The sequence below is a fragment of the Micromonospora sp. DSM 45708 genome (assembly GCF_039566955.1).
In the GTDB taxonomy this organism is placed as follows: Bacteria; Actinomycetota; Actinomycetes; order Mycobacteriales; family Micromonosporaceae; genus Micromonospora.
Map to the genome: position 1 here is coordinate 1,888,007 of NZ_CP154796.1, position 25,331 is coordinate 1,913,337.

A 25,331-nucleotide genomic window follows, 5' to 3' on the forward strand; every position below is an offset into this window, starting at 1 on the left:
AGATCACGTGTGGGTCGGGTGTCTGTGTGAGTCCAGTCGGGGTGTCGCCGGCAGGTGCACGTCCGGGTCCGCTGGTTCGTGCTTTCCGCTGTGTGGATGAGAATATCTGGGGTTAGCGATGTCTGAGACCTTCAGCGATGTCTGAGATCTTCCGGGGCCAGGATAGTGCGATTGCTGTTGTTGGTGTGTCGTGCCGTCTGCCACGCGCGGCTGGTCCGGCGGCGTTCTGGACTCTGTTGCGTGATGGACTGAGTGCGATCTCGTCCACTCCTGCTGATCGCTGGGGCGTCGCTGCGTTCGGCTCGGGTGGTCCGGCCCTGGGTGCGGGGTATGGGGGCTTCCTTGACGGGGTTGATCAGTTCGATGCTGGGTTTTTCGGTATTTCGCCCCGGGAGGCTGCCGCTGTTGATCCGCAGCAGCGGCTGGCGCTTGAGTTGGGTTGGGAGGCGCTTGAGGACGCCGGCGTGGTGCCGGAGCGGATGAGGGGCGCCCGTGTCGGGGTGTTCATCGGTGCGAATAAGGATGACTACGCCACCGTGTTGCGTCGGTATGGGGTGGAGGCGATCACTGAGCACAGCACTACTGGTTTGCAGCGTGGCATGATCGCTAACCGGGTGTCGTATGCGTTCGGGTTGACGGGGCCGAGCATCACGGTTGATACCGCTCAGTCGTCGTCGCTGGTCGCTGTTCATCTGGCGTGTGAGAGTTTGCGTCGCGGCGAGTGTTCCAGCGCGATTGTCGGCGGGGTTATTCTTAATCTCAGCGCAGAGGCTGCTGTTGAGTTGTCGAGGTTCGGGGCGCTGTCGCCGGATGGCCGCTGTTTCACGTTTGATGCCCGGGCGAACGGGTTCGTGCGCGGTGAGGGTGGTGCGGTCGTTGTCCTGAAGCCGTTACGGCAGGCGTTGGCCGACGGTGACCACGTGTATTGCGTCATTCGCGGTAGCGCTGTCAACCACGATGGGGTAAGTGAGGGTCTGACGGTTCCTAGTGCCTCCGCGCAGGAGGAGGTCATCCGGTTCGCGCAGGAACGCGCAGGCGTGCGGGCGGCAGACATTCAGTATGTCGAGTTGCACGGTACTGGCACGAGGGTTGGTGATCCGATCGAGGCGGCCGCGTTGGGCGCGGCCGTTGGCAGGCCCCGCCGTGCGTATGGTCCGCTGCGGGTGGGCTCGGTCAAGACGAACATCGGTCATCTTGAGTGCGCGGCGGGTATCGCCGGACTCCTGAAGGTGATCTTGGCGATTTATCATCGTCGGATTCCGGCCAGCTTGAACTTCCGGCAGGCGGGTCCGGGGGTTCGGCTGGAGGAACAGAACCTCCAGGTGCAGACGCGGACCGCGGGATGGCCTGATCCCAGCCGGCCGCTGGTCGCGGGCGTGAGCTCGTTCGGCATGGGCGGCGCCAACTGCCACGTCGTCGTCAGCGAGGTCGCCGACGTGGAGGCTGTGGAGAGTGTCAGGCTCGACGGGCCGACGGGGTCGGCGCCGTGGGCACTGTCGCTGTCGGCGAAAACGGCCCGTGCGTTGGGTGAGCAGGCGGTCAGGTTACGGGCGTTCGTGACCGAGCAGCCGGAGATCCCGGTCCGGGATGTGGCTTGGACTCTGGCCACCGCCCGGTCGGTGTTCGCGCACCGGGCGGTGGTGGTGGCCGGGGACGTGGACGGGCTCCTGACCGGGTTACAGAACCTGGCCGGGTTGCAGGACCCGGCCGGCTTGCAGGATCCGGCCGGGTTGCGGGATGTGGACGCCTCACCGGTGGTGCGTGGTGTGGCGGCTGGTGGGGGTAGCGCGGCGGGTCCGGTGTTTGTGTTCCCGGGGCAGGGGGCGCAGTGGGTGGGTATGGGGTTGGCGTTGTGGGATGCCGAGCCGGTGTTCGCGGAGGCGATGGTGCGGTGTGGGGAGGTGTTGGCGCCGTTGGTGGATTGGTCGTTGCGGGAGGTGTTGGCTGATCCGGTGTTGTTGGGTCGGGTGGATGTGGTGCAGCCGGTGTCGTGGGCGGTGATGGTGTCGCTGGCGCAGTTGTGGCGTTCGGTGGGTGTGGTTCCGGCGGCGGTGGTGGGGCACAGTCAGGGTGAGATCGCTGCGGCGTGTGTGGCTGGTGGTCTGTCTTTGGCTGATGGGGCCAGGGTGGTGGTGTTGCGGAGTCGGGCGATTGTGGCGTTGTCGGGGTCGGGGGGCATGGTGTCGGTGCCCGCACCGTTGGACGAGGTGCGGGAGTTGATCGGCGGGTGGGGTGGGGACCTGTCGGTCGCGGCGGTCAATGGTCCGGCGCAGGTGGTGGTGTCTGGTACCACGGTCGCGTGTGAGGAGTTCGTGCGGGCGCATGCGGGGTTGGGGGTTCGGCGGATCGCGGTGGATTACGCCTCGCATTCGCCGCAGGTGCAGGCGATCGAGGATCGGTTGCGCACGGATTTGGCTGGTCTGCGGCCTCGTAGCGGGCAGGTGGCGTTCTATTCGACGCTGGAGGCGGCGCGGGTCGACACTGCTGGTCTTGATGGTGGTTACTGGTATCGGAATCTGCGGCACCAGGTTCGGTTCGGTGAGGTGATCCGGACGCTGACTGAGGCTGGTCATCGGACGTTCGTGGAGGTTAGTCCGCATCCGGTGTTGGCGATGGCGGTGGAGCAGGCCGGTGAGGGCCTGGTGGTGACGGGCACGCTGCGTCGTGACGACGGTGGGCGGGAGCGTTGGCTACGGTCGATGGCCGCCCTGCATGTTGCCGGTGTCGCCATCGACTGGACGCCGACCTTTGCCGGTGACGTTCCTCAACGCGTGCCGCTGCCCACGTACCCGTTCCAGCGTCAGCGCCACTGGCTCCCGGACACGCTGACTGAGCCCGCTGGTCGCGGTGTCGCCCCGATCGACCAGTCCCAGGACACGGTCGAGCGCCATGACATCAGCGCGGCCGCGTTTGGCCTTCCCGAGACCGAACGTTCCGCGAAGCGGGACGGCCCTGGTGAAGCCGGTGTGAGAAGTGAGCCGGCAGCCGGCGGCGGGTGGCACCTGCTGGACCTGATCCGTACCCATGCGGCCGCGGTGCTTGGTCATGCCGGGCCGCAGGACGTCGACGCTGACCGGAGCTTCAGGGAACAGGGCTTCGACTCGTACGCCACCATCAAGATGTGTGACCGACTCGCCGCGGCGACGGGACTGCGGCTGCCGACCACCCTGCTGTTCAACTACCCCACGCCCGTGAAACTGCGGGAATACCTACAGCGCCGGTTGGACGGGGTGTCTGAACCAGCAACTGAACCGGTTGCCGCGGACGCCGCACTCGACGAGCCGGTAGCGATCGTGGGAATGGGATGCCGGTACCCGGGCGGGGCTGACGACCCGGACGGGTTTTGGCAGTTGCTGGTCGAGGGTGTTGACGCGGTGGGCGAGTTCCCCACGGATCGGGGTTGGGATCTGACGGCGCTGGACGGCCCCGGCCGGCAGCGGTCGGAGACCCGGTACGGAACATTCCTTCCCGAGGCCGGCATGTTCGACGCGGGATTCTTCGGGATCAGTCCGCGGGAGGCCATGGCGATGGACCCGCAGCAGCGACTGCTGCTGGAGGTTTCCTGGGAGGCGTTGGAGCGGGCCGGGATCGACCCGTCCGGGCTACGCGGTTCGGACACCGGCGTGTACGTCGGCCTCATGTATCACGACTACGCCATGCAGTTGGCGGCAAGCCCGGCCGAGACCGAGGGATACACGCTGACCGGGACCAGCGCAAGCGTGGCATCAGGGCGGGTGGCGTACACCCTGGGTCTGGAGGGCCCGGCGGTGTCGGTGGATACGGCGTGTTCGTCGTCGTTGGTGGCGGTGCATTTGGCGGCGCAGGCGTTGCGGTCGGGTGAGTGTTCGATGGCCCTGGCCGGTGGTGTGACGGTGATGGCCACCCCGGGAGCGTTCGTGGAGTTTTCCCGGCAGGGCGGGTTGGCCGCCGACGGGCGGTGCAAACCGTTCGCGGACGCGGCTGACGGCACGGGCTGGGGTGAAGGTGTCGGAATCCTGGTGTTGGAGCGGTTGTCGGATGCCCGTCGGCGGGGGCATCAGGTGTTGGCGGTGGTGCGGGGCAGCGCGGTCAACCAGGACGGCGCCTCCAACGGGTTGAGTGCGCCGAACGGTCCGTCGCAGCAGCGGGTGATCCGTCAGGCCTTGGCGAATGCGCGGTTGTCGCCGGGCGACGTGGACGTGGTGGAAGCGCACGGCACGGGCACCACGCTGGGTGACCCGATCGAAGCGCAGGCGCTGATCGCCGCTTACGGGCAGGACCGGCCGGCGGGGCAGCCGTTGCGGTTGGGGTCGGTGAAGTCGAACATCGGCCACACCCAGGCAGCCGCCGGCGTCGCCGGGATCATCAAGATGGTCCTCGCGATGCGGCACGGCCTGATGCCCAGGACGCTGCACGTGGACACCCCCTCCACACATGTGGACTGGTCGGCCGGGTCGGTGCAACTACTGACCGAGGCCACATCGTGGCCAGGTAACGGCCGGCCGCGACGGGCTGGGGTGTCGTCGTTCGGGATCAGCGGCACCAACGCCCACGTCATCCTGGAAGAACCCGAACCGCTCCAGATCCCGGAAGAGACCGAACCGTTCGAACTGCTGCAGGACGCACCGGCTGACCCGGCGGGCTCGGGTCAGGAGTCGCCGGCGGTCCCGCTGCCGGGCGGTGGGGTGGTGCCGTGGTTGTTGTCGGCTAAGTCCGAGGTGGCGTTGCGGGCGCAGGCGCAGCGGCTGGCCGGGTTCCTGACCGACCGGCCCGAGGCCGAGCCGGTCGCGGTGGGGCGTGGGTTGGCGGCCCGGTCGGTGTTCACGCACCGGGCGGTGGTCCTCGGCCAGCAGCGGTCGGTGTTGGTGGACGGGCTGCGGGCGCTGGCCTCCGGTGGTCAGGCGTCGGGGGTGGTGACCGGGGTTGCGGGGTCTGGTCGGCTGGCGGTGGTGTTTTCCGGGCAGGGGAGTCAGCGGCTCGGGATGGGCCTGGGCTTGTATGAGGCGTATCCGGTCTTCGCGGAGGCGTTCGATCAGGTCTGCGCGTCCTTCGACCAGCATCTCGAGCGGTCGTTGCGGGACGTGGTGGCGGGCGAGCCGCAGCTACTGGACCAGACGATGTACACCCAGGCGGGGCTGTTCGCGGTGCAGGTGGCCTTGTACCGGCTGATCGGCTCGTGGGGTGTGGCCCCGCAGTGTCTGGCGGGGCACTCGATCGGTGAGTTGAGCGCGGCGTATGTGGCCGGGGTGTGGGATCTGACCGATGCGGTAGCGGTGGTAGCCGCCCGGGGCCGCCTGATGCAGGCGCTACCCGCTGGTGGCGCCATGGTCGCGTTGACCGCCAGTGATGCTGAAGCGCAGGAGTTGATCGCCGGGCACACCGACCTGGTCGGGGTGGCGGCGGTCAACGGGCCCCACTCGACGGTGATCTCCGGTGACCAGGATCTGGTCCTGGACCTGGGGCGGCAGTGGCGAGACGCCGGCGGCAAAGCCCGGCAGTTGAAGGTCAGTCACGCGTTCCACTCCCCGTTGATGGAGCCGATGCTCGCCGACTTCGCCCACGTGTTGACCGAGGTGACCTGGCGAGAGCCGACCATCCCGGTAATCTCCGGCACCCCCGACGCCGACGTGACCCAACCCGGATACTGGCTGACGCACGTCCGCCAGACGGTGCGGTACCACGACGCGGTGACGGCGCTGCGCGAGCAGGGCGTGGGTGTCTTCCTCGAACTGGGCCCGGACGGCACGCTGACCTCGATGGCCGACCCCCCCGATGCAGGTGTGTGGCTACCGGCGTTGCGTGCTGAGCGGGACGAGCCGCAGACGTTACTGACCGCGGTCGCGGGTGTCCACGTACACGGCGGGGCGGTGGACTGGCCGACACTGCTCGGCACGAGTACCGGCCGGGCCGAGGCCGAGGCCACCGGCGTGGGCAGGGCGGTGGGCGGGGCCATCGCGCTGCGGGCTGAGTTGCCTACCTACCCGTTCCAGCACCAGCGGTTCTGGCCGGCGGTGCGGGATGTGTCGGTGCGGGGTGGGGATGGTGGGTTCGATGCGGAGTTTTGGCGGGTGGTGCAGCGGGGTGATGCGGCGGCGTTGGCTGCTGCGTTGCGGGTGGATGAGCAGGGTGTGGCTGTGGTTCTGCCGGCGTTGGTGGCGTGGCGGCGGGCTCGTGAGGATCGGCGGTTCATTGACGGGTGGCGGTATCGGGTTGTGTGGGAGCCGTTGACCGGTGGTCCTGAAGCGGCGCTGAACGGTACGTGGCTTCTGGTGTATGGCGCGGATTTGGCGGTTGGTCACGCCGAGTGGGTTGGGCGGGTCGAGCAGATCCTGGTCGGTCATGGTGCGCGGGTGTTGCTGGTGGCTGTTGACGGTACCCGGGTGGGGGCGGCTACGGCGTTGCGGGCGGGGTTGGACGTGTCTGGGTTGGGTGGGGTGGTGTTCCTGCCTGGTCGGGCGCCGGTGCCTGAGTTGTTGGCGCTGTTGCAGGGACTGCACGACGTCGACATGGGTGGCGATGGGGGCTTGTCGGGGCGGGTGTGGGTGCTGACTCGTGGCGCGGTTGGTACGGGTCGGTTCGATGCTCCTGCTGATCCGGTGCAGGCTCTAGCGTGGGGTTTGGGTGTGGTCGCGGCGTTGGAGTATCCGCGCCGGTGGGGTGGTCTGGTGGATCTGCCCGCGCTCTGGCCTGAGGCGTCGCGGGACGCGGCGGCGGTGGCGCGTCGGTGTGTCGCGGTGTTGGCCGGGTGGGATGGTCAGGATCAGGTCGCGGTGCGTGCGAGTGGTGTGTATGGGCGCAGGTTGGTGCGTGCCCGGGCGGTGGAGTCGCCGCGGGTGTGGCAGCCGCGGGGCACGGTGCTGGTCACTGGTGGTACCGGTGGGTTGGGTGCACATGTGGCCCGTTGGGTGGCCGGGCACGGTGCGGAGCATGTGGTGTTGGTGTCTCGTCGGGGTATGGACGGGCCGGGTGTGGCCGAGCTGGTCGGTGAGTTGACCGCTGATGGCCGGGTCCGGGTCAGTGTGCGGGGCTGTGATGTGGCGGATCGTGACGGGTTGGCCGCGGCTCTGACCGGAGTGGGGCCCGTGGATGCGGTGGTCCACGCGGCTGGGGTGGGTCAGCTCGCGTCCATCGACGACACCGATGCGCAGGTGGCGGAGCACATCTTGGCGGCGAAGGTTGCGGGTACCCGTAACCTGCACGAGTTGTTGGTCGAGGGGTCTGAGCACCCGCTGGACGCGATGGTGTTGTTCTCCTCCAACGCCGGTGTGTGGGGCAGCGGTGGGCAGGGGGTGTACGCGGCGGCTAACGCGTTCCTGGACGCGTACGCCGCCCAGCAGCGTGCCGCAGGGCGGTCGGTGACCAGTGTGGCGTGGGGTTTGTGGGCCGGTGAGGGAATGGCCGAGCAGGCCGACACCGGGCAGTTGCACCGGCGTGGGGTGCGCGGCATGGATCCGCAGCGGGCGGTGCAGGCCTTGGTGGAGGCGGTCGGTCAGGGCGAAGGCTTTCTCGCGGTCGCTGACGTGGACTGGGCCCAGTTCGCCCAGGCGTTCACTTCCGCCCGCCCGAGTGCGCTACTGGCTGGCCTGCCCGAGGCACAAGCCACGATCGCCGACGCCGAGCCCGGGCCATCCGACGACTCGACACTGGCCGCCGAGTTGCGGGCGTTGGCCGGCCCGCAACGCCAGCAGAAGATCCTCGAACTGGTACGCACCCACGCCGCTACAGCCCTCGGCCACGACAACGCCCAAGCCATCCCACCTGATCGGGCATTCCGCGACCTCGGCTTCGACTCACTGACCGCGGTGGAACTCCGTAACCGACTGGCCACCGCCACCGGACTGTCGTTGCCGGCCACGCTGGTCCTCGACTACCCCACCCCGCAGGGGTTGACCAACCATCTGACGGACCTGCTGCTTGGCAAGAACGCTGCCGTGGCCGTCGCGCCGGTGCCGGCCGGCGCGGATGTCGACGAGCCGGTAGCGATCGTCGGAATGGGGTGCCGGTATCCGGGTGGGGTGGGTGACCCGGACGGGTTCTGGCAGCTACTGGTCGAGGGCGCTGACGCGGTGAACGGTTTCCCCGAGGACCGGGGTTGGGACCTGACGGCGCTGTACGACCCCGGCCGGCAGCGGTCGGAAACCCGGTACGGAACCTTCCTTTCCGGGGCCGCGTTGTTCGACGCGGGGTTCTTCGGGATCAGTCCGCGGGAGGCCGTGGCGATGGATCCGCAGCAGCGACTGCTGCTGGAGGTTTCCTGGGAGGCGTTGGAGCGGGCCGGGATCGACCCGTCCGGGCTACGCGGGTCGGACACCGGTGTGTATGTGGGCACGAACGGCCAGGACTACATCTCGATGATCGGCGACGCGCAGACCGGTAGCGAGGGACATCTTCTTACCGGGAATGCGGCGAGTGTCATGTCGGGGCGGGTGGCGTACACCCTGGGTCTGGAGGGCCCGGCGGTGTCGGTGGATACGGCGTGTTCGTCGTCGTTGGTGGCGGTGCATTTGGCGGCGCAGGCGTTGCGCTCGGGTGAGTGTTCGATGGCCCTGGCCGGTGGTGTGACGGTGATGGCCACGCCGGGAGCGTTCGTGGAGTTTTCCCGGCAGGGCGGGTTGGCCGCCGACGGGCGGTGTAAGCCGTTCGCGGACGTCGCCGACGGCACAGGTTGGGGTGAGGGTGTCGGAATTGTGGTGTTGGAGCGGTTGTCGGATGCCCGTCGGCGGGGGCATCAGGTGTTGGCGGTGGTGCGGGGCAGCGCGGTGAACCAGGACGGCGCGTCGAACGGGTTGAGTGCGCCGAACGGTCCGTCGCAGCAGCGCGTGATCCGTCAGGCCCTGGCGAATGCGCGGCTGACGCCCGGCGAGGTGGACGTGGTGGAAGCCCACGGCACCGGCACCACCCTGGGTGACCCGATCGAAGCACAAGCACTCATCGCCGCTTACGGACAGGACCGGCCCGCGGGGCAACCGTTGCGGTTGGGGTCGGTGAAGTCGAACATCGGCCACACCCAGGCAGCCGCCGGCGTCGCCGGGATCATCAAGATGGTCCTCGCCATGCGACACGGCCTGATGCCCAAGACACTGCACGTGGACACCCCCTCAACGCATGTGGACTGGTCGACCGGCTCGGTGCAACTACTGACCGAGGCCACATCGTGGCCGGGTAATGGTCGGCCGCGACGGGCTGGGGTGTCCTCGTTCGGGATCAGCGGCACCAACGCCCACCTCATCCTCGAAGAACCCGCACCGCTCCAGATCCCGGAAGAGACCGAACCGTTCGAGTCGCTTCAGGTCACATCGGCTGACCCGGTGGCCTCGGACCAGGAATCGGGTCATGAAGCGGTCCCGTTGCCCGGTGGGGTGGTGCCGTGGTTGTTGTCGGCTAAGTCCGAGGTGGCGTTGCGGGCGCAGGCGCAGCGGCTGGCCGGGTTCCTGACCGACCGGCCCGAGGCCGAGCCGGTCGCGGTGGGGCGTGGGTTGGCGGCCCGGTCGGTGTTCACGCACCGGGCGGTGGTCCTCGGCCAGCAGCGGTCGGTGTTGGTGGACGGGCTGCGGGCGCTGGCCTCCGGTGGTCAGGCGTCGGGGGTGGTGACCGGGGTTGCGGGGTCTGGTCGGCTGGCGGTGGTGTTTTCCGGGCAAGGGAGCCAGCGGCTCGGGATGGGCCTGGGCCTGTACGAGGCGTATCCGGTCTTCGCGGAGGCGTTCGACCAGGTCTGCGCGTCCTTCGACCAGCATCTCGATCGGTCGTTGCGGGACGTGATCGCGGGCGAGCCGCAGCTACTGGACCAGACGATGTACACCCAGGCAGGGCTGTTCGCGGTACAGGTGGCCTTGTACCGGCTGATCGGCTCGTGGGGGGTGGCCCCGCAGTGTCTGGCGGGGCACTCGATCGGTGAGTTGAGCGCGGCGTATGTGGCCGGGGTGTGGGATCTGACCGATGCGGTAGCGGTGGTAGCCGCCCGGGGCCGCCTGATGCAGGCGCTACCCGCTGGTGGCGCCATGGTCGCGTTGACCGCCAGTGATGCTGAAGCGCAGGAGTTGATTGCCGGGCACACCGATCTGGTGGGCGTGGCGGCGGTCAACGGCCCTCGCTCGACGGTGATCTCCGGTGACCAAGACGTCGTGTTGGACCTGGCGCAGCAGTGGCGAGACGCCGGTGGCAAGGCGCGGCGGCTGAAGGTCAGTCACGCGTTCCACTCGCCGTTGATGGAGCCGATGCTGGCCGACTTCGCCCACGTGCTGGCCGAGGTGGCCTGGCGAGAGCCGACCATCCCGGTGGTCTCCGGCACCCCCGACGCAGACGTGACCCAACCCGAGTACTGGCTGACACACACCCGCCAGACGGTGCGGTACCACGACGCGGTGAACGCCCTGCGCGAGCAAGGCGTGGATGTCTTCCTCGAACTCGGCCCGGACGGCACGCTGACCTCAATGGCCGACCCCCCCGATGCAGGTGTGTGGCTACCGGCGTTGCGTGCTGAGCGGGACGAGCCGCAGACGTTACTGACCGCGGTCGCGGGTGTTCACGTACACGGCGGAGCGGTGGACTGGCCGACACTGCTCGGCACGAGTGCCGGTGGGCGGGCTCTGGAACTGCCTACCTACCCGTTCCAGCACCAGCGATACTGGCCACAGGCGACGCACCAGGCGGCCCGCAGCGTCATGGACACGCTGGGTGCGGATTTTTGGCAGGCGGTGCAGCGGCAGGACGCGGCCATGGTATTGCCGGTGCTGGCATCGCTGCGACAGCGGCAGGCCCGGGCGGCGTTGGACCGGTGGCGGTACCGGGTCGAATGGTCGGTGTTGGCTGACCAGCCGGATGGGGCGCTGTCGGGGGTGTGGGCGCTGCTGGCTGTGAGCGGGGCTGGCGATGAACTCTCGGATGTGTTGTCGGCGGGGGGTACCCGGGTGGTGCGGGTTGACCTTGACGATCTGGAGACCGGGCTGGCCGAGGTGCGGGCGTTGGCCGAGGCCGGGACGCTGGCTGGTGGGGTGGTATTGGCCGGTGCGGGTCGGGAATGCGCGGCGCAGCTGTTGGCGGTGGCGCAGGCATGGGGTCCCGTGCCGTTGTGGGTGTTTACCCGAGGCGCGGTGAGTGTGGGTGACAGCGACCCGATCAAGAATGTGTGGCAGGGCCAGGTGTGGGGTCTGGGCCGGGTGATCGGTGCCGAGCAGCCCGACCGGTGGGGCGGGTTGATCGACCTGCCCGCTGGAGTGTTGGACGAGACAACCTGGCGGTCTTGCTGCGCGGTCTTGGCCGGTTGGGGTGAAGACAACCAAGTGGCCGTGCGCGCCGACGGGGTGTACGGGATGCGGCTGCGGCGAGCCCCGGCTGCGCTGGGACAGGTGTGGCAGCCATCAGGCACGGTGCTGGTCACCGGCGGGACCGGAGCGTTGGGTACGCGGGTGACCCGCTGGCTGGCCGAGCAGGGCGCAAGGCATCTGGTGCTGGTCAGCCGTCGTGGTCTGGCCGCCGCGGGCGCGCGGGAGTTGATGGCGGAGCTGGCCGCGGTAGGGGTGGGGGTGCAGGTGGCAGCCTGTGACGTGGCCGACCGCGACGCTATGGCTGAGGTACTCGCGGCGATCCCGGCCGAGCATCCGTTGACCGCAGTGGTGCACACCGCAGGGCTGCTCGACGACGGGGTGATCGGGTCGTTGACCGCCGAACGGTTGGCCACGGTGGCCCGGCCAAAGATCGACGCGGTGCTCGCTCTTGATGAGCTGACCGCCGATATGGACCTGCAGGCGTTTGTGGTGTTCTCGTCGGTAGCGGCGCTGTTCGGCTCGCCAGGACAGGGCAACTACGCGGCCGCGAACGCGTTTTTGGATGTGTACACCCAGCAGCGGCGAGCACAGGGCGCACCGATGGTGTCGGTGGCCTGGGGGACCTGGGCTGGTGGTGGGTTGGCGAGCACCGATCTGGCCGAGGCACGGACCCGCCGAGGCGGGTTGACGGGAATGGACCCCGCAGTGGCGGTCACCGCCCTGGAACACGCCGTTGGCCAGGGGTACCTGGCAGTGGCCGACGTGGACTGGCGCCGGCTGATTGAGGCCAGCGCTGGGCGCCTCGGATCGTGGCTGACGGATCTGCCCGAGGCACGGGCGGTGGTCGCTGACCTGCCAAGTAGTGATGAGCCGTCGGCATGGCTGACGCGGTTGCGGCAAACTCCGACCGGACAGCGGGAATCGATGGCACTAACCCTGGTCCGCGAGCAGGCCGCAGTGGTCCTCGGCCACACCGGGACTGCGCAGATACCCTCCGACCAAGTATTCCAAGAACTCGGCTTCGACTCACTGACCGCGGTGGAGCTGCGTAACCGGCTGGCCGCTACGACCGGGCTGTCGTTGCCGGCCACGCTGGTCTTCGACCATCCGACACCGCAGGTGTTGGCCGGGTATCTGCTGACGGAACTGCTCGGTGGGCAGACCGACGTCCTCATGCCGGTGGCGGTCGGCGCGGGTGTCGATGAGCCGGTGGCGATTGTGGGGATCGGTTGCCGGTATCCGGGTGGGGTGGGTGACCCGGACGGGTTCTGGCAGTTGTTGGTCGAGGGTGTTGACGCGGTGGGTGGGTTCCCCGTGGATCGGGGTTGGGATGTCGGGTCGTTGGATGACTCGGATCCGGCGGGGTTGGGGACCGAATTTGCCCGCAAGGGTGGGTTTCTGGCTGGTGCGGCGTTGTTCGATGCGGGGTTTTTCGGGATCAGTCCGCGGGAGGCTGTGGCGATGGATCCGCAGCAGCGCCTGCTCTTGGAGGTTTCCTGGGAGGCGTTGGAGCGGGCCGGGATCGACCCGTCCGGGCTACGCGGGTCGGACACCGGTGTGTATGTGGGCACGAACGGCCAGGACTACATCTCGATGATCGGCGACGCGCAGACCGGTAGCGAGGGACATCTTCTTACCGGGAATGCGGCGAGTGTCATGTCGGGGCGGGTGGCGTACACCCTGGGTCTGGAGGGCCCGGCGGTGTCGGTGGATACGGCGTGTTCGTCGTCGTTGGTGGCGGTGCATTTGGCGGCGCAGGCGTTGCGCTCGGGTGAGTGTTCGATGGCCCTGGCCGGTGGTGTGACGGTGATGGCCACGCCGGGAGCGTTCGTGGAGTTTTCCCGGCAGGGTGGGTTGGCCGCTGACGGGCGGTGTAAGCCGTTCGCGGACGTCGCCGACGGCACAGGTTGGGGTGAGGGCGTCGGAATCCTGGTGTTGGAGCGGTTGTCGGATGCTCGCCGGCGGGGGCATCAGGTGTTGGCGGTGGTGCGGGGCAGCGCGGTCAATCAGGACGGTGCGTCGAACGGGTTGAGTGCGCCGAACGGTCCGTCGCAGCAGCGGGTGATTCGTCAGGCTTTGGCGAATGCGCGGTTGTCGCCGGGCGACGTGGATGTGGTGGAAGCGCACGGCACGGGTACCACGTTGGGTGACCCGATTGAGGCGCAGGCGCTGATCGCCGCGTATGGCCAGGACCGGCCCGCGGAGCAGCCGTTGCGGTTGGGGTCGGTGAAGTCGAACATCGGCCACACCCAGGCAGCCGCGGGTGTCGCCGGGATTATCAAGATGGTCCTCGCGATGCGGCACGGGCTGATGCCCAGGACGCTGCACGTGGGCACCCCGTCCACGCATGTGGACTGGTCGGCGGGGTCGGTGCGGTTGCTGACCGAGGCCGCACCGTGGCCGGGTAACGGTCGGCCGCGGCGGGCTGGGGTGTCGTCGTTCGGGATCAGCGGCACCAACGCCCACCTCATCCTCGAAGAGGCCGATTCGTTCGAGTCGCCGCAGGGCACACTGGCTGACCCGGCGGGCTCGGGTCAGGAGTCGCCGGTGGCCCCGCTGCCGGGTGGGGTGGTGCCGTGGCTGTTGTCGGCTAAGTCTGAGGTGGCGTTGCGGGCGCAGGCGCAGCGGTTGGCCGGGTTCGTGGCTGACCGGCCCGAGGTGGAGCCGGTGGTGGTGGGGCGGGCGTTGGTGGATAGCCGGGCGACCGGGTTCACCCATCGGGGTGTGGTGCTCGGCCAGCACCGGTCGGCGTTGGTGGACGGGTTGCAGGCGCTGGCCTCCGGTGTCGAGGCGTCGGGGGTGGTTGCCGGGATCGTTGGGTCGGGTCGGTTGGCGGTGGTGTTTTCCGGGCAGGGGAGCCAGCGGGTTGGGATGGGTCTGGGCCTGTATGAGGCGTATCCGGTGTTCGCGGAGGCGTTCGATCAGGTCTGCGCGTATTTCGACCAGCATCTGGAGCGGTCGTTGCGGGAGGTGGTGGCGGGCGAGCCGCAGCTGCTGGAGCAGACGTTGTATGCCCAGGCGGGGCTGTTCGCGGTGCAGGTGGCGTTGTACCGGCTGGTCGGCTCGTGGGGGGTGGTTCCGCAGTGTCTGGCGGGGCATTCGATTGGTGAGTTGAGCGCGGCGTGTGTGGCTGGGGTGTGGGATCTGGCTGATGCGGTGGCGGTGGTGGCCGCGCGGGGCCGCCTGATGCAGGCGCTACCTGCTGGTGGCGCCATGGTCGCGTTGACCGCCACCGACGCCGAGGCCCAGGAGTTGATCGCCGGGCACACCGACCTGGTCGGGGTGGCGGCGGTCAACGGGCCCCGCTCGACGGTGATTTCCGGTGACCAGGATCTGGTGTTGGGCCTGGGGCGGCAGTGGCGAGACGCCGGTGGCAAGGCCCGGCAGTTGAAGGTCAGTCACGCGTTCCATTCGCCGTTGATGGAGCCGATGTTGGCCGAGTTCGCCCACGTGTTGGCCGAGGTGGTCTGGCGAGAGCCGACCATCCCGGTAATCTCCGGCACCCCCGACGTCGACGTGACTGATCCCGGATATTGGTTGGCGCACGTCCGCCAGACGGTGCGGTACCACGACGCGGTGACGGCGCTGCGGGAGCGAGGCGTGGGTGTCTTCCTCGAACTGGGCCCGGACGGCACGCTGACCTCGATGGCCGACACCCCCGATGCAGGTGTGTGGCTACCGGCGTTGCGTGCTGAGCGGGACGAGCCGCAGACGTTACTGACCGCAGTCGCCGGTGTTCACGTACACGGCGGGACGGTGGACTGGCCGACACTGCTCGGCACGAGTGCCGGTGGGCAGGCTCTGGAACTGCCGACCTACCCGTTTCAGCATCAGCGGTTCTGGCCGCAGGCGGTGGCGGCTGGTGTGGGGGATGTTCGGGTGTTGGGGCTGGGTTCGGTTGATCATCCGTTGTTGCGTGCGGCGGTGTCGTTGGCTGATGGGGACGGGGTGGTGTTGACCGGCCGGTTGTCGCTGTCGGCGCAGCCGTGGCTGGCTGATCATGTGGTGTTGGGTTCGGTGTTGTTGGCGGGCACGGCGTATGTGGAGTTGGTGATGTACGCCGGGGACCAGGTGGGCTGTGCCCTGGTCGAGGAGTTGACGCTGCAGACCCCGTTGGTGTTGCCGGAGCAGGGTGGGGTGCAGGTGCAGGTGTGGGTCGGTGATCCCGGCCAGGATGGCCGACGGCCGGTCAACGTGTACTCCCGGGCAGAGGATGGGCAGGGTGGGCAGGGTTCGTGGGTTCGGCATGCCTCGGGTGTGTTGAGCCCGCAAGCCGGCCGGGTTGCGGCGAGGCTGGAGCAGTGGCCGCCGGCCGACGCGCGGCCGGTGGCTGTTGATGGCGTGTATGAACGGTTGGCCGGTGGCGGGTATGTGTACGGGCCGGTGTTTCAGGGTTTGCGGGCGGTGTGGCGTGGCGAGCGGGATGTGTATGCCGAGGTGACGCTGCCTGAGCACGTCGAGACCGGCGGGTTCGGGTTGCATCCGGCGGTGTTGGACGCGGCGTTGCACCCGATCGGGTTGGCCGGGTTAGTCGATGGCGATGAGGCAGTGTTGCCGTTCGCGTGGAGCGGGGTGCGGCTGCACGCGACCGGGGCGAGCACGTTGCGGGTCCGGCTGACACCGGCCGACGACGGTGCTATCGCGGTGGCGGTGTTCGACACCGCCGGCCAGCCGGTCCTGACCGCGGACTCGCTGGTGCTACGGCCAGTGACCACCGACCAACTGGGCGCCGGGGTACCGGACGCGGCGCAGTCACTGTTCGCCGTGGAATGGGTACCGCTGCCCGACGAGGAGCCTGACACCACGACGGCGGCTGCCGAACCGTTCTGGGCATGGCACGGACAGCGGCCGCAACCTCTACCGGTGCCCCACCCGCCAGGCCAGGTTGGTGGTGAACTGCCCACGGTCGTGGTCGCCGAGCTACCCGCTGTGGGCGAGCTATCGGCTGCGGGCGATGGCGTCGGTGTTGTTGAGGCCACGCACGTGGCGAGCGCGTTGGTGTTGGGTTGGGTGCAGGAGTGGCTGGCCGATGTGGCCACGGAGGGTTCCCGCCTGGTGGTGCTCACCCGTGGCGCTATCGATGGTAGTGACCTTGCCGCGGCTGCGGTGTGGGGTCTGGTCCGTTCCGCGCAGTCCGAACACCCGAACCGATTCATCCTGCTCGACCTCGACGATGACACTGACCACGGCACTGACCACGGCACCGGCCACGGCACTGACCTGGGCAGGATCCTGACGGCGGTGCTCGCCAGCGGTGAGCCGGAGGTCGCGGTTCGGGCTGGTGGCCTGTATGCCCGGCGGTTGACCCGAGCCGGTGGTAGTGGCCGGCTGTCTCTGCCTGGTCCTGGTCGGTTGTCGTGGCGTCTGGATGTGTCGGAGCCGGGCAGTTTGGACAATCTGGCGGTGGTGGATTGTCCGGAGGTGGTGGCGCCGTTGGCGGTTGGTCAGGTGCGGGTTGCGGTGCGGGCGGCGGGGTTGAACTTCCGGGATGTGTTGGTGGGGTTGGGTATGTATCCGGATCCGGCTGCGGTGATGGGTAGTGAGGCGGCCGGTGTGGTGCTCGAGACCGGCCCGGGTGTGAGCGGGGTGGTGGTCGGGGATCGGGTGTTCGGGATGTTCAACGGGGCGTTGGGGCCGGTGGCGGTCACCGATCATCGTCTCCTGGCCCGGGTCCCGCAGGGCTGGTCGTTCACTCGGGCGGCGTCGACGCCGATCGTGTTCCTGACCGCGTATTACGCGTTGCGGGATCTGGCCGATGTGCGGTCAGGGCAGCGGATCCTGATCCATGCCGCGGCCGGTGGGGTGGGTATGGCCGCGGTGCAACTGGCCCAGGCCTGGGGATTGCAGGTGTACGCCACCGCGAGCGCCGGTAAGTGGGACACCCTGCGCGGGATGGGTGTGGACGATGCGCACCTCGCCTCTTCCCGCGATCAGGACTTCCGCCGCAGCTTCCTGACCGTGACCGGTGGGGAGGGTGTGGATGTGGTCCTCAACGCGCTGGCCGGGGAGTTCGTGGACGCGTCGCTGGACCTGCTGCCCCGTGGTGGCCGGTTCGTGGAGATGGGTAAGACCGACGTGCGGGACCCGGCTCGGATCGCCGCGGATCATCCCGGGGTGGCGTATCAGGCGTTCGACCTGTCCGAGGCCGGTGGTGACCGGATCGGGCAGATGCTGGCCGAGATCCTGGACATGTTCGCCGCGGAGGTTCTTCAGCCGCTGCCGGTGAGTGTGTTCGAGGCAGCCCAGGCTGTGCAGGCCTTGCGTTATCTGCAGGCGGCCCGTCATGTGGGCAAGGTGGTGCTGCGGCTACCGGCCGGGCTGGACCCGCGTGGCACGGTGGTGGTCACTGGTGGGACCGGTGTGTTGGGTGGTTTGGTGGCCCGGCATCTGGTCACCGCGCATGGGGTCAGGCATCTGTTGCTGTTGTCCCGGCGGGGTCCGGCCGCGGCCGGGGCGACCGAGTTGGTCGGTGACCTGACGGAGCTGGGCGTGCGGGTGCAGGTGGTGGCGTGTGACGTCGCTGACCGGAACGCGCTGGCTGAGGTGTTGGCGGCGGTGCCGGCCGGGCATCCGGTGGTGGGGGTGGTGCACACCGCCGGAGTCCTCGATGACGGGGTGGTCGAGGCGTTGACGCCGCAGCGGCTGGAGACGGTGTTGCGGGCGAAGGCGGATGCGGCGTGGTGGCTGCATGAGCTGACCCGGGACATGGATCTCGGGTTGTTCGTGGTGTATTCGTCGGCGGCGGCCACGTTCGGGTCACCGGGGCAGGGCAACTACGCCGCGGCCAACGCCGTTCTGGATGCCTTGGCGCTGCGGCGGCAGGCCGAGGGTCTGGTGGGGCAGTCGTTGGCGTGGGGGTTGTGGGCCCAGCAGTCGGCGATGACCGGGCATCTCGACGAGGCCGACCTGGACCGGATGCGACGCGCCGGCATCCTTCCCCTGTCCTCCGAGCAGGGCCTGGCACTGTTCGACGCGGCGATACGTACTGACCAGCCGCAGCTCGTGCCGATCCGGGTGGACCTGGCCGCGCTGCGTCGCGCTGGCGCCGGTGGTGTGCCGCCGTTGTGGCGGGTGTTGGCCGGCGGCTCGACCCGCAGGGCCGCGTCCACCGCCGATGCGCGGGTGGATCTGGCGGCCAGGTTGGCGGCTATGGGGGTTGAGGGGCGCCAGCGGACGGTTCTGGAGCTGGTGCGGGCACAGGCTGCGGTTGTGCTCGGCCATGCCGACCCCGCGGCGGTTGATCCGGCCAGCGCGTTCCGTGAGCTCGGGTTCGACTCGTTGACTGCGGTGGAGTTGCGTAACCGGTTGGCTGCCGCGACTGGGTTGTCGTTGCCGGCCACGCTGGTCTTCGACCATCCGACACCGCAGGTGTTGGCCGGTTACCTGCTGACGGAACTGCTCGGTGAGCAGACCGACGTCGTCGTGCCGGTGGTGGTCGGTGCGGGTGTTGATGAGCCGGTGGCGATTGTGGGGATGGGGTGTCGGTATCCGGGTGGGGTTGGTGACCCGGACGGGTTCTGGCGGTTGTTGGTCGAGGGCGTTGACGCGGTGGAGGGATTCCCCGAGGACCGGGGTTGGGATCTGACGGCGTTGTACGACCCCGCTCGGCAGCGGTCGGAGACCCGGTACGGAACCTTCCTTTCCGGGGCCGGCATGTTCGATGCGGGGTTTTTCGGGATCAGTCCGCGGGAGGCCGTGGCGATGGATCCGCAGCAGCGACTGCTGCTGGAGGTTTCCTGGGAGGCGCTGGAGCGGGCCGGGATCGACCCGTCCGGGCTACGCGGCTCGGACACCGGCGTGTATGTCGGCACCAGCGGCCAGGACTACATCTCGATGATCGGCGACGCGCAGACCGGCAGCGAGGGGCACCTCCTGACCGGCAACGCTGCCAGTGTCATGTCCGGGCGGGTGGCGTACACCCTGGGCCTGGAAGGCCCGGCCGTGTCGGTGGACACGGCGTGTTCGTCATCAGCGGTCGCGGTGCATCTGGCGGCGCAGGCGTTGCGGTCGGGTGAGTGCTCAATGGCCCTGGCCGGCGGTGTGACGGTGATGGCCACGCCGGGAGCGTTCGTGGAGTTTTCCCGGCAGGGCGGGTTGGCCGCCGACGGGCGGTGTAAGCCGTTCGCGGACGCGGCTGACGGCACGGGTTGGGGTGAGGGTGTCGGAATTGTGGTGTTGGAGCGGTTGTCGGATGCTCGTCGGCGGGGGCATCAGGTGTTGGCGGTGGTGCGGGGCAGCGCGGTCAATCAGGATGGTGCGTCGAACGGGTTGAGTGCGCCGAACGGTCCGTCGCAGCAGCGGGTGATCCGTCAGGCCTTGGCGAATGCGCGGTTGTCGCCGGGCGACGTGGACGTGGTGGAAGCGCACGGCACGGGCACCACGCTGGGTGACCCGATCGAAGCGCAGGCACTGATCGCCGCTTACGGCCAGGACCGGCCGGCGGGGCAGCCGTTGCGGTTGGGGTCGGTGAAGTCGAACATCGGCCACACCCAGGCAGCCGCCGGCGTCGCCGGGATCATCAAGATGGTCCTCGCGATGCGGCACCGGTTGATGCCCAAGACGCTGCACGTGGACGAGCCCTCATCACATGTGGACTGGTCGACCGGGTCGGTGCAACTACTGACCGAGGCCACACCATGGCCGGCCAACGGCCGGCCACGACGGGCCGGGGTGTCGTCGTTCGGGATCAGCGGCACCAACGCCCACCTCATCCTCGAAGAAGCCGAACCGCTCCAGATCCTGGAAGAGACCGAACCGTTCGAGCTGCCGCAGGGCATACCGGCTGACCCGGCGGGCTCTGGCCAGGATTCGCCGGCCCCGCCGGGCGGTGGGGTGGTGCCGTGGTTGTTGTCGGCCAAGTCTGAGGTGGCGTTGCGGGCGCAGGCGCAGCGGTTGGCGGGGTTCGTGGCGGATCGGCCTGAGGTGGGGCCGGTGGTGGTGGGGCGGGCGTTGGCGGGCCGGTCGGTGTTTGCGCATCGGGCGGTGGTGGTGGCTGGGGATGCCGACGGGTTCTTGGCTGGGTTGCGGGATGTGGATGTTTCGCCGGTGGTGGTGCGTGGTGTTGCGGCGGGTGTGGGTGGTGCGGGTTCGGTGTTTGTGTTTCCGGGGCAGGGGGCGCAGTGGGTGGGTATGGGGTTGGCGTTGTGGGATGCCGAGCCGGTGTTCGCGGAGGCGATGGTGCGGTGTGGGGAGGTGTTGGCGCCGTTGGTGGGTTGGTCGTTGCGGGAGGTGTTGGCTGATCCGGTGTTGTTGGGTCGGGTGGATGTGGTGCAGCCGGTGTCGTGGGCGGTGATGGTGTCGCTGGCGCAGTTGTGGCGTTCGGTGGGTGTGGTTCCGGCGGCGGTGGTGGGGCACAGTCAGGGTGAGATCGCTGCGGCGTGTGTGGCTGGTGGCCTGTCTTTGGCTGATGGGGCCAGGGTGGTGGTGTTGCGGAGTCGGGCGATTGTGGCGTTGTCGGGGTCGGGGGGCATGGTGTCGGTGCCCGCACCGTTGTCCGAGGTGCAGCAGTTGATTGCCGGGTGGGGTGGGGACCTGTCGGTCGCGGCGGTCAACGGTCCGGCGCAGGTGGTGATCTCTGGTACCACGGCCGCGTGTGAGGAGTTCGTGCGGGCGCATGCGGGGTTGGGGGTTCGGCGGATCGCGGTGGATTACGCCTCGCATTCGCCGCAGGTGCAGGCGATCGAGGATCGGTTGCGCACGGATTTGGCTGGTCTGCGGCCTCGTAGCGGGCAGGTGGCGTTCTATTCGACGCTGGAGGCGGCGCGGGTCGACACTGCTGGTCTTGATGGTGGTTACTGGTATCGGAATCTGCGGCACCAGGTTCGGTTCGGTGAGGTGATCCGGACGCTGACTGAGGCTGGTCATCGGACGTTCGTGGAGGTTAGTCCGCATCCGGTGTTGGCGATGGCGGTGGAGCAGGCCGGTGAGGGCCTGGTGGTGACGGGCACGCTGCGTCGTGACGACGGTGGGCGGGAGCGTTGGCTACGGTCGATGGCCGCGCTGCATGTTGCCGGTGTCGCCATCGACTGGACTCCGGCGCTGGGTACCGGCCCGACTCCGCAGGTTGCCCTGCCGACCTACCCGTTCCAGCATCAGCGGTTCTGGCCGCAGTCGGTGGCGGCTGGTGTGGGGGATGTTCGGGTGTTGGGGCTGGGTTCGGTTGATCATCCGTTGTTGCGTGCGGCGGTGTCGTTGGCTGATGGGGACGGGGTGGTGTTGACCGGCCGGTTGTCGTTGTCGGCGCAGCCGTGGTTGGCCGATCATGCGGTGTTGGGTTCGGTGTTGTTGGCGGGCACGGCTTATGTGGAGTTGGTGATGTACGCCGGCGACCAGGTCGGTTGTGGCTTGGTGCAGGAGTTGACGCTGCAGACCCCGTTGGTGCTGCCGGAGCAGGGCGGGGTGCAGGTGCAGGTGTGGGTCGGTGATCCCGGCCAGGATGGCCGACGGCCGGTCAACGTGTACTCCCGGCCGGAGGGCGCGGAGGGTGTGGGGGGTTCGTGGGTTCGGCATGCCACGGGTGTGTTGAGCCCGCAGACGGGTCGGGTTGCGGCGGGGTTGGGGCAGTGGCCGCCGGCCGACGCGCGACCGGTGGCTGTGGACGGGTTGTATGAACGGTTGGCCGACGGCGGGTACGTGTACGGGCCGGTGTTCCAAGGTTTGCGGGCGGTGTGGCGTTCCGAGCGGGATGTGTATGCCGAGGTGACGCTGCCTGAGCACGTCGAGACCGGCGGGTTCGGGTTGCATCCGGCGGTGTTGGACGCGGCGTTGCACCCGATCGGGTTGACCGGGCTGCTCGGCGACGACGATGGCGGGGCGGTGTTGCCGTTCGCGTGGAGCGGGGTGCGGCTGCATGCGACCGGGGCGAGCACGCTGCGGGTCCGGCTCACACCCACCGACGGCGGTGCTATCGCGGTGGCGGTGTTCGACACCGCCGGCCAGCCGGTCCTGACCGCGGACTCGCTGGTGCTACGGCCGGTGACCACCGACCAGTTGGGCGCCAGGATGCCGGATGCGGCGCAGTCGCTGTTCGCGGTGGAGTGGGTACCGCTACCGGACGCGGAACCTGACACCACGTCGGCGGCTGCCGAACCGGTCTGGGCATGGCACGGGCAGGTTGATGGTGAACTGCCCACCGTTGTGGTCGCCGAGCTACCAGCGGCGGGCGAAGCTGTCGGTGTTGTTGAGGCCACGCACGCGGTGAGCGCGTTGGTGTTGGGTTGGGTCCAGGACTGGTTGGCTGATCCGGGCACGGAGGGTTCCCGGCTGGTGGTGCTCACTCGTGGCGCTACCGATGGCAGTGACCTGGCCGCGGCTGCGGTGTGGGGTCTGGTCCGTTCCGCGCAGTCCGAACACCCGAACCGATTCATCCTGCTCGACCTCGACGATCACACTGACCACGGCACCGACCACGGCAGCGAACTGGGCAGGATCCTGACGGCGGTGCTCGCCAGCGGCGAACCCGAGATCGCGGTACGCGGCGGTGACCTGTATACCCGGCGCCTGACCCGAGCCGGTGGTAGTGGCCGTTTGCTCCTGCCTGGTCCTGACCGGTTGTCGTGGCGTCTGGATGTGTCGGAGCCGGGCAGTTTGGACAACCTGACGGTGCTGGATTGTCCGGAGGCGGTGGCGCCGTTGGCGGCTGGGCAGGTACGGGTTGCGGTGCGAGCAGCGGGGCTCAACTTCCGGGACGTGTGGCTCGGGCTGGGTATGTCCCCGGATCCGACCGCGGTGATGGGCAGCGAAGCGGCCGGAGTGGTGCTCGAGACCGGCCCGGACGTGACGGGGATGGTGGTCGGGGATCGGGTGTTCGGGATGTTCAACGGGGCGTTGGGGCCGGTGGCGGTCACCGATCATCGTCTCCTGGCCCGGGTCCCGCAGGGCTGGTCGTTCACTCGGGCGGCGTCGACGCCGATCGTGTTCCTGACCGCGTATTACGCGTTGCGGGATCTGGCCGATGTGCGGGCGGGGCAGCGGATCCTGATCCATGCCGCGGCCGGTGGGGTGGGTATGGCCGCGGTGCAACTGGCCCAGGCCTGGGGATTGCAGGTGTACGCCACCGCGAGCGCCGGTAAGTGGGACACCCTGCGCGGGATGGGTGTGGACGATACGCACCTGGCCTCGTCCCGCAATCTGGACTTCCGCCGTAGCTTCCTGACCGCGACCCGGGGACAGGGTGTGGACATGGTGCTCAACGCCCTGACCGGTGAGTTCGTGGACGCGTCGCTGGACCTGCTGCCCCGTGGTGGCCGGTTCGTGGAGATGGGTAAGACCGACGTACGGGATGCGGCCCGGGTCGCCGCGGACCACCCCGGGGTGGCGTACCAGGCGTTCAACCTGCCCGACGTCGGTGCTGACCGGATCGGGCAGATGCTGGCCGAGATCATGGACATGTTCGCCGCGGACATCCTCCAGCCACTACCCGTGAGCGTATTCGAAGCAGCCCACGCCGTGCAGGCCCTGCGTTACCTGCAGGCGGCCCGCCACGTGGGCAAGGTCGTGCTGCGGCTACCGGCCGGGCTGGACCAGCGTGGCACGGTGGTGATCACCGGCGGGACCGGGGTGTTGGGTGGATTGGTGGCCCGGCATCTGGTCACCACACACGGGGTCAAGCACCTGTTGCTGGTGTCCCGGCGCGGCCCGGCCGCGGCCGGAGCGACCGAGCTGGTCGGTGACCTGACGGAGCTGGGCGCACGGGTGCAGGTGGTGGCGTGTGACGTCGCTGACCGCAACGCTCTGGCCGAGGTGCTGGCGGCGGTGCCGGCTGGGCATCCGGTGGTCGGGGTGGTGCACACCGCGGGAGTGCTCGATGACGGGGTGGTCGAGGCGTTGACGCCGCGGCGGCTGGAGACGGTGTTGCGGGCCAAGGCGGATGCGGCGTGGTGGCTGCATGAGCTGACCCGGGATTCGGATCTCGGGTTGTTCGTGGTGTATTCGTCGGCAGCAGCCACGCTCGGGTCACCGGGGCAGGGCAACTATGCCGCGGCCAACGCCGTCCTGGACGCCCTGGCACTACGACGACAGACCGCCGGCCTGGTGGGGCAGTCGCTGGCGTGGGGGCTGTGGGCCCAGCAGTCAGCGATGACCGGGCATCTCGACGAGGCCGACCTGGACCGGATGCGACGCAGCGGCATCCTTCCCCTCTCCTCCGAGCAGGGCCTGGCACTGTTCGACACGGCAATACGCACCAACCAGCCGCAACTCGTGCCGATCCGGGTGGACCTGCCCGCGCTACGTCGTACCGGGGCCGGTGGCCTGCCACCGTTGTGGCGGACATTGGCCGGCGGCTTCGCCCGCCGGACGGCAACTACAACCGACACCCAGATGGACCTGACCACCAGGCTGGCCGCTATGGGCGTCGAGGAACGCCAGCGAACAGTCCTGGAACTGGTACGAATACAAGCCGCCGTCGTACTCGGCCATCCCGACCCAACGATGATCAACCCGGAAAGCGCATTCCGCGAACTCGGCTTCGACTCGTTGACCGCGGTGGAACTACGTAACCGACTGACCACCGCGACCGGCCTGTCGCTGCCGGCCACGCTGGTCTTCGACTACCCCACCCCCGCCGAACTCAGCCGCGAGCTGTGGACGCGAGTTGTGCCAGAGGAGAAGGCGCCCGCAAATGCTCTGGAGTCCGACTTGGACCGGATCGAGCAGGCTATACGCAGGTTTGCCCCGGGCGATGGCAGAGATCCGACGAAGCTGGCGGACCGCCTGCGTGAGCTGGCGCGCAGGCTCGAGGCCCAGACGGGCGGCCACGGGGCAACCCCGGTGATCGACACCTATGCGGCCTCAGATGACGAGCTGTTCGACGTTCTCGACAAGATCGCAAGCTCCGAGGGAGGGCGAACGGCATGAGCAACGATGAGAAGCTGCGGACATATCTGCGACAGGCTACGGACAACCTGCTGGAGACCCGGCGACGCCTGCAGGAGATTCAGGATCGGGCGACTGAACCCATCGCCGTGGTATCGATGGCCTGCCGGTTCTCGGCCGGCATAGAAACCCGGTACAGCTCTGGGATCTTATTGCCGCGGGCCCGGCCTATTCGACGGTTCAGGACTGGCCACTGAGTTGCGGGCGTTGACC

General features: G+C 68.7%; 2 protein-coding genes. Both read left to right on the plus strand.

The genetic code is table 11. The features are described 5' to 3' along the window. Positions 1–137: 137 nt before the first annotated feature. The gene (locus VKK44_RS08815; protein WP_343446351.1) at positions 138–25,100 is read left to right on the plus strand and encodes a type I polyketide synthase; all 24,963 of its coding nucleotides are present in this window, start codon (positions 138–140) and stop codon (positions 25,098–25,100) included. Beyond that, positions 25,097–25,315, plus strand: coding sequence for a polyketide synthase docking domain-containing protein (locus VKK44_RS30965; protein WP_458351626.1), 219 nt, complete (start codon positions 25,097–25,099; stop codon positions 25,313–25,315). Before VKK44_RS08815 ends, VKK44_RS30965 begins: the two co-directional genes overlap by 4 nt. The last annotated feature ends 16 nt before the right edge of the window (positions 25,316–25,331 follow it).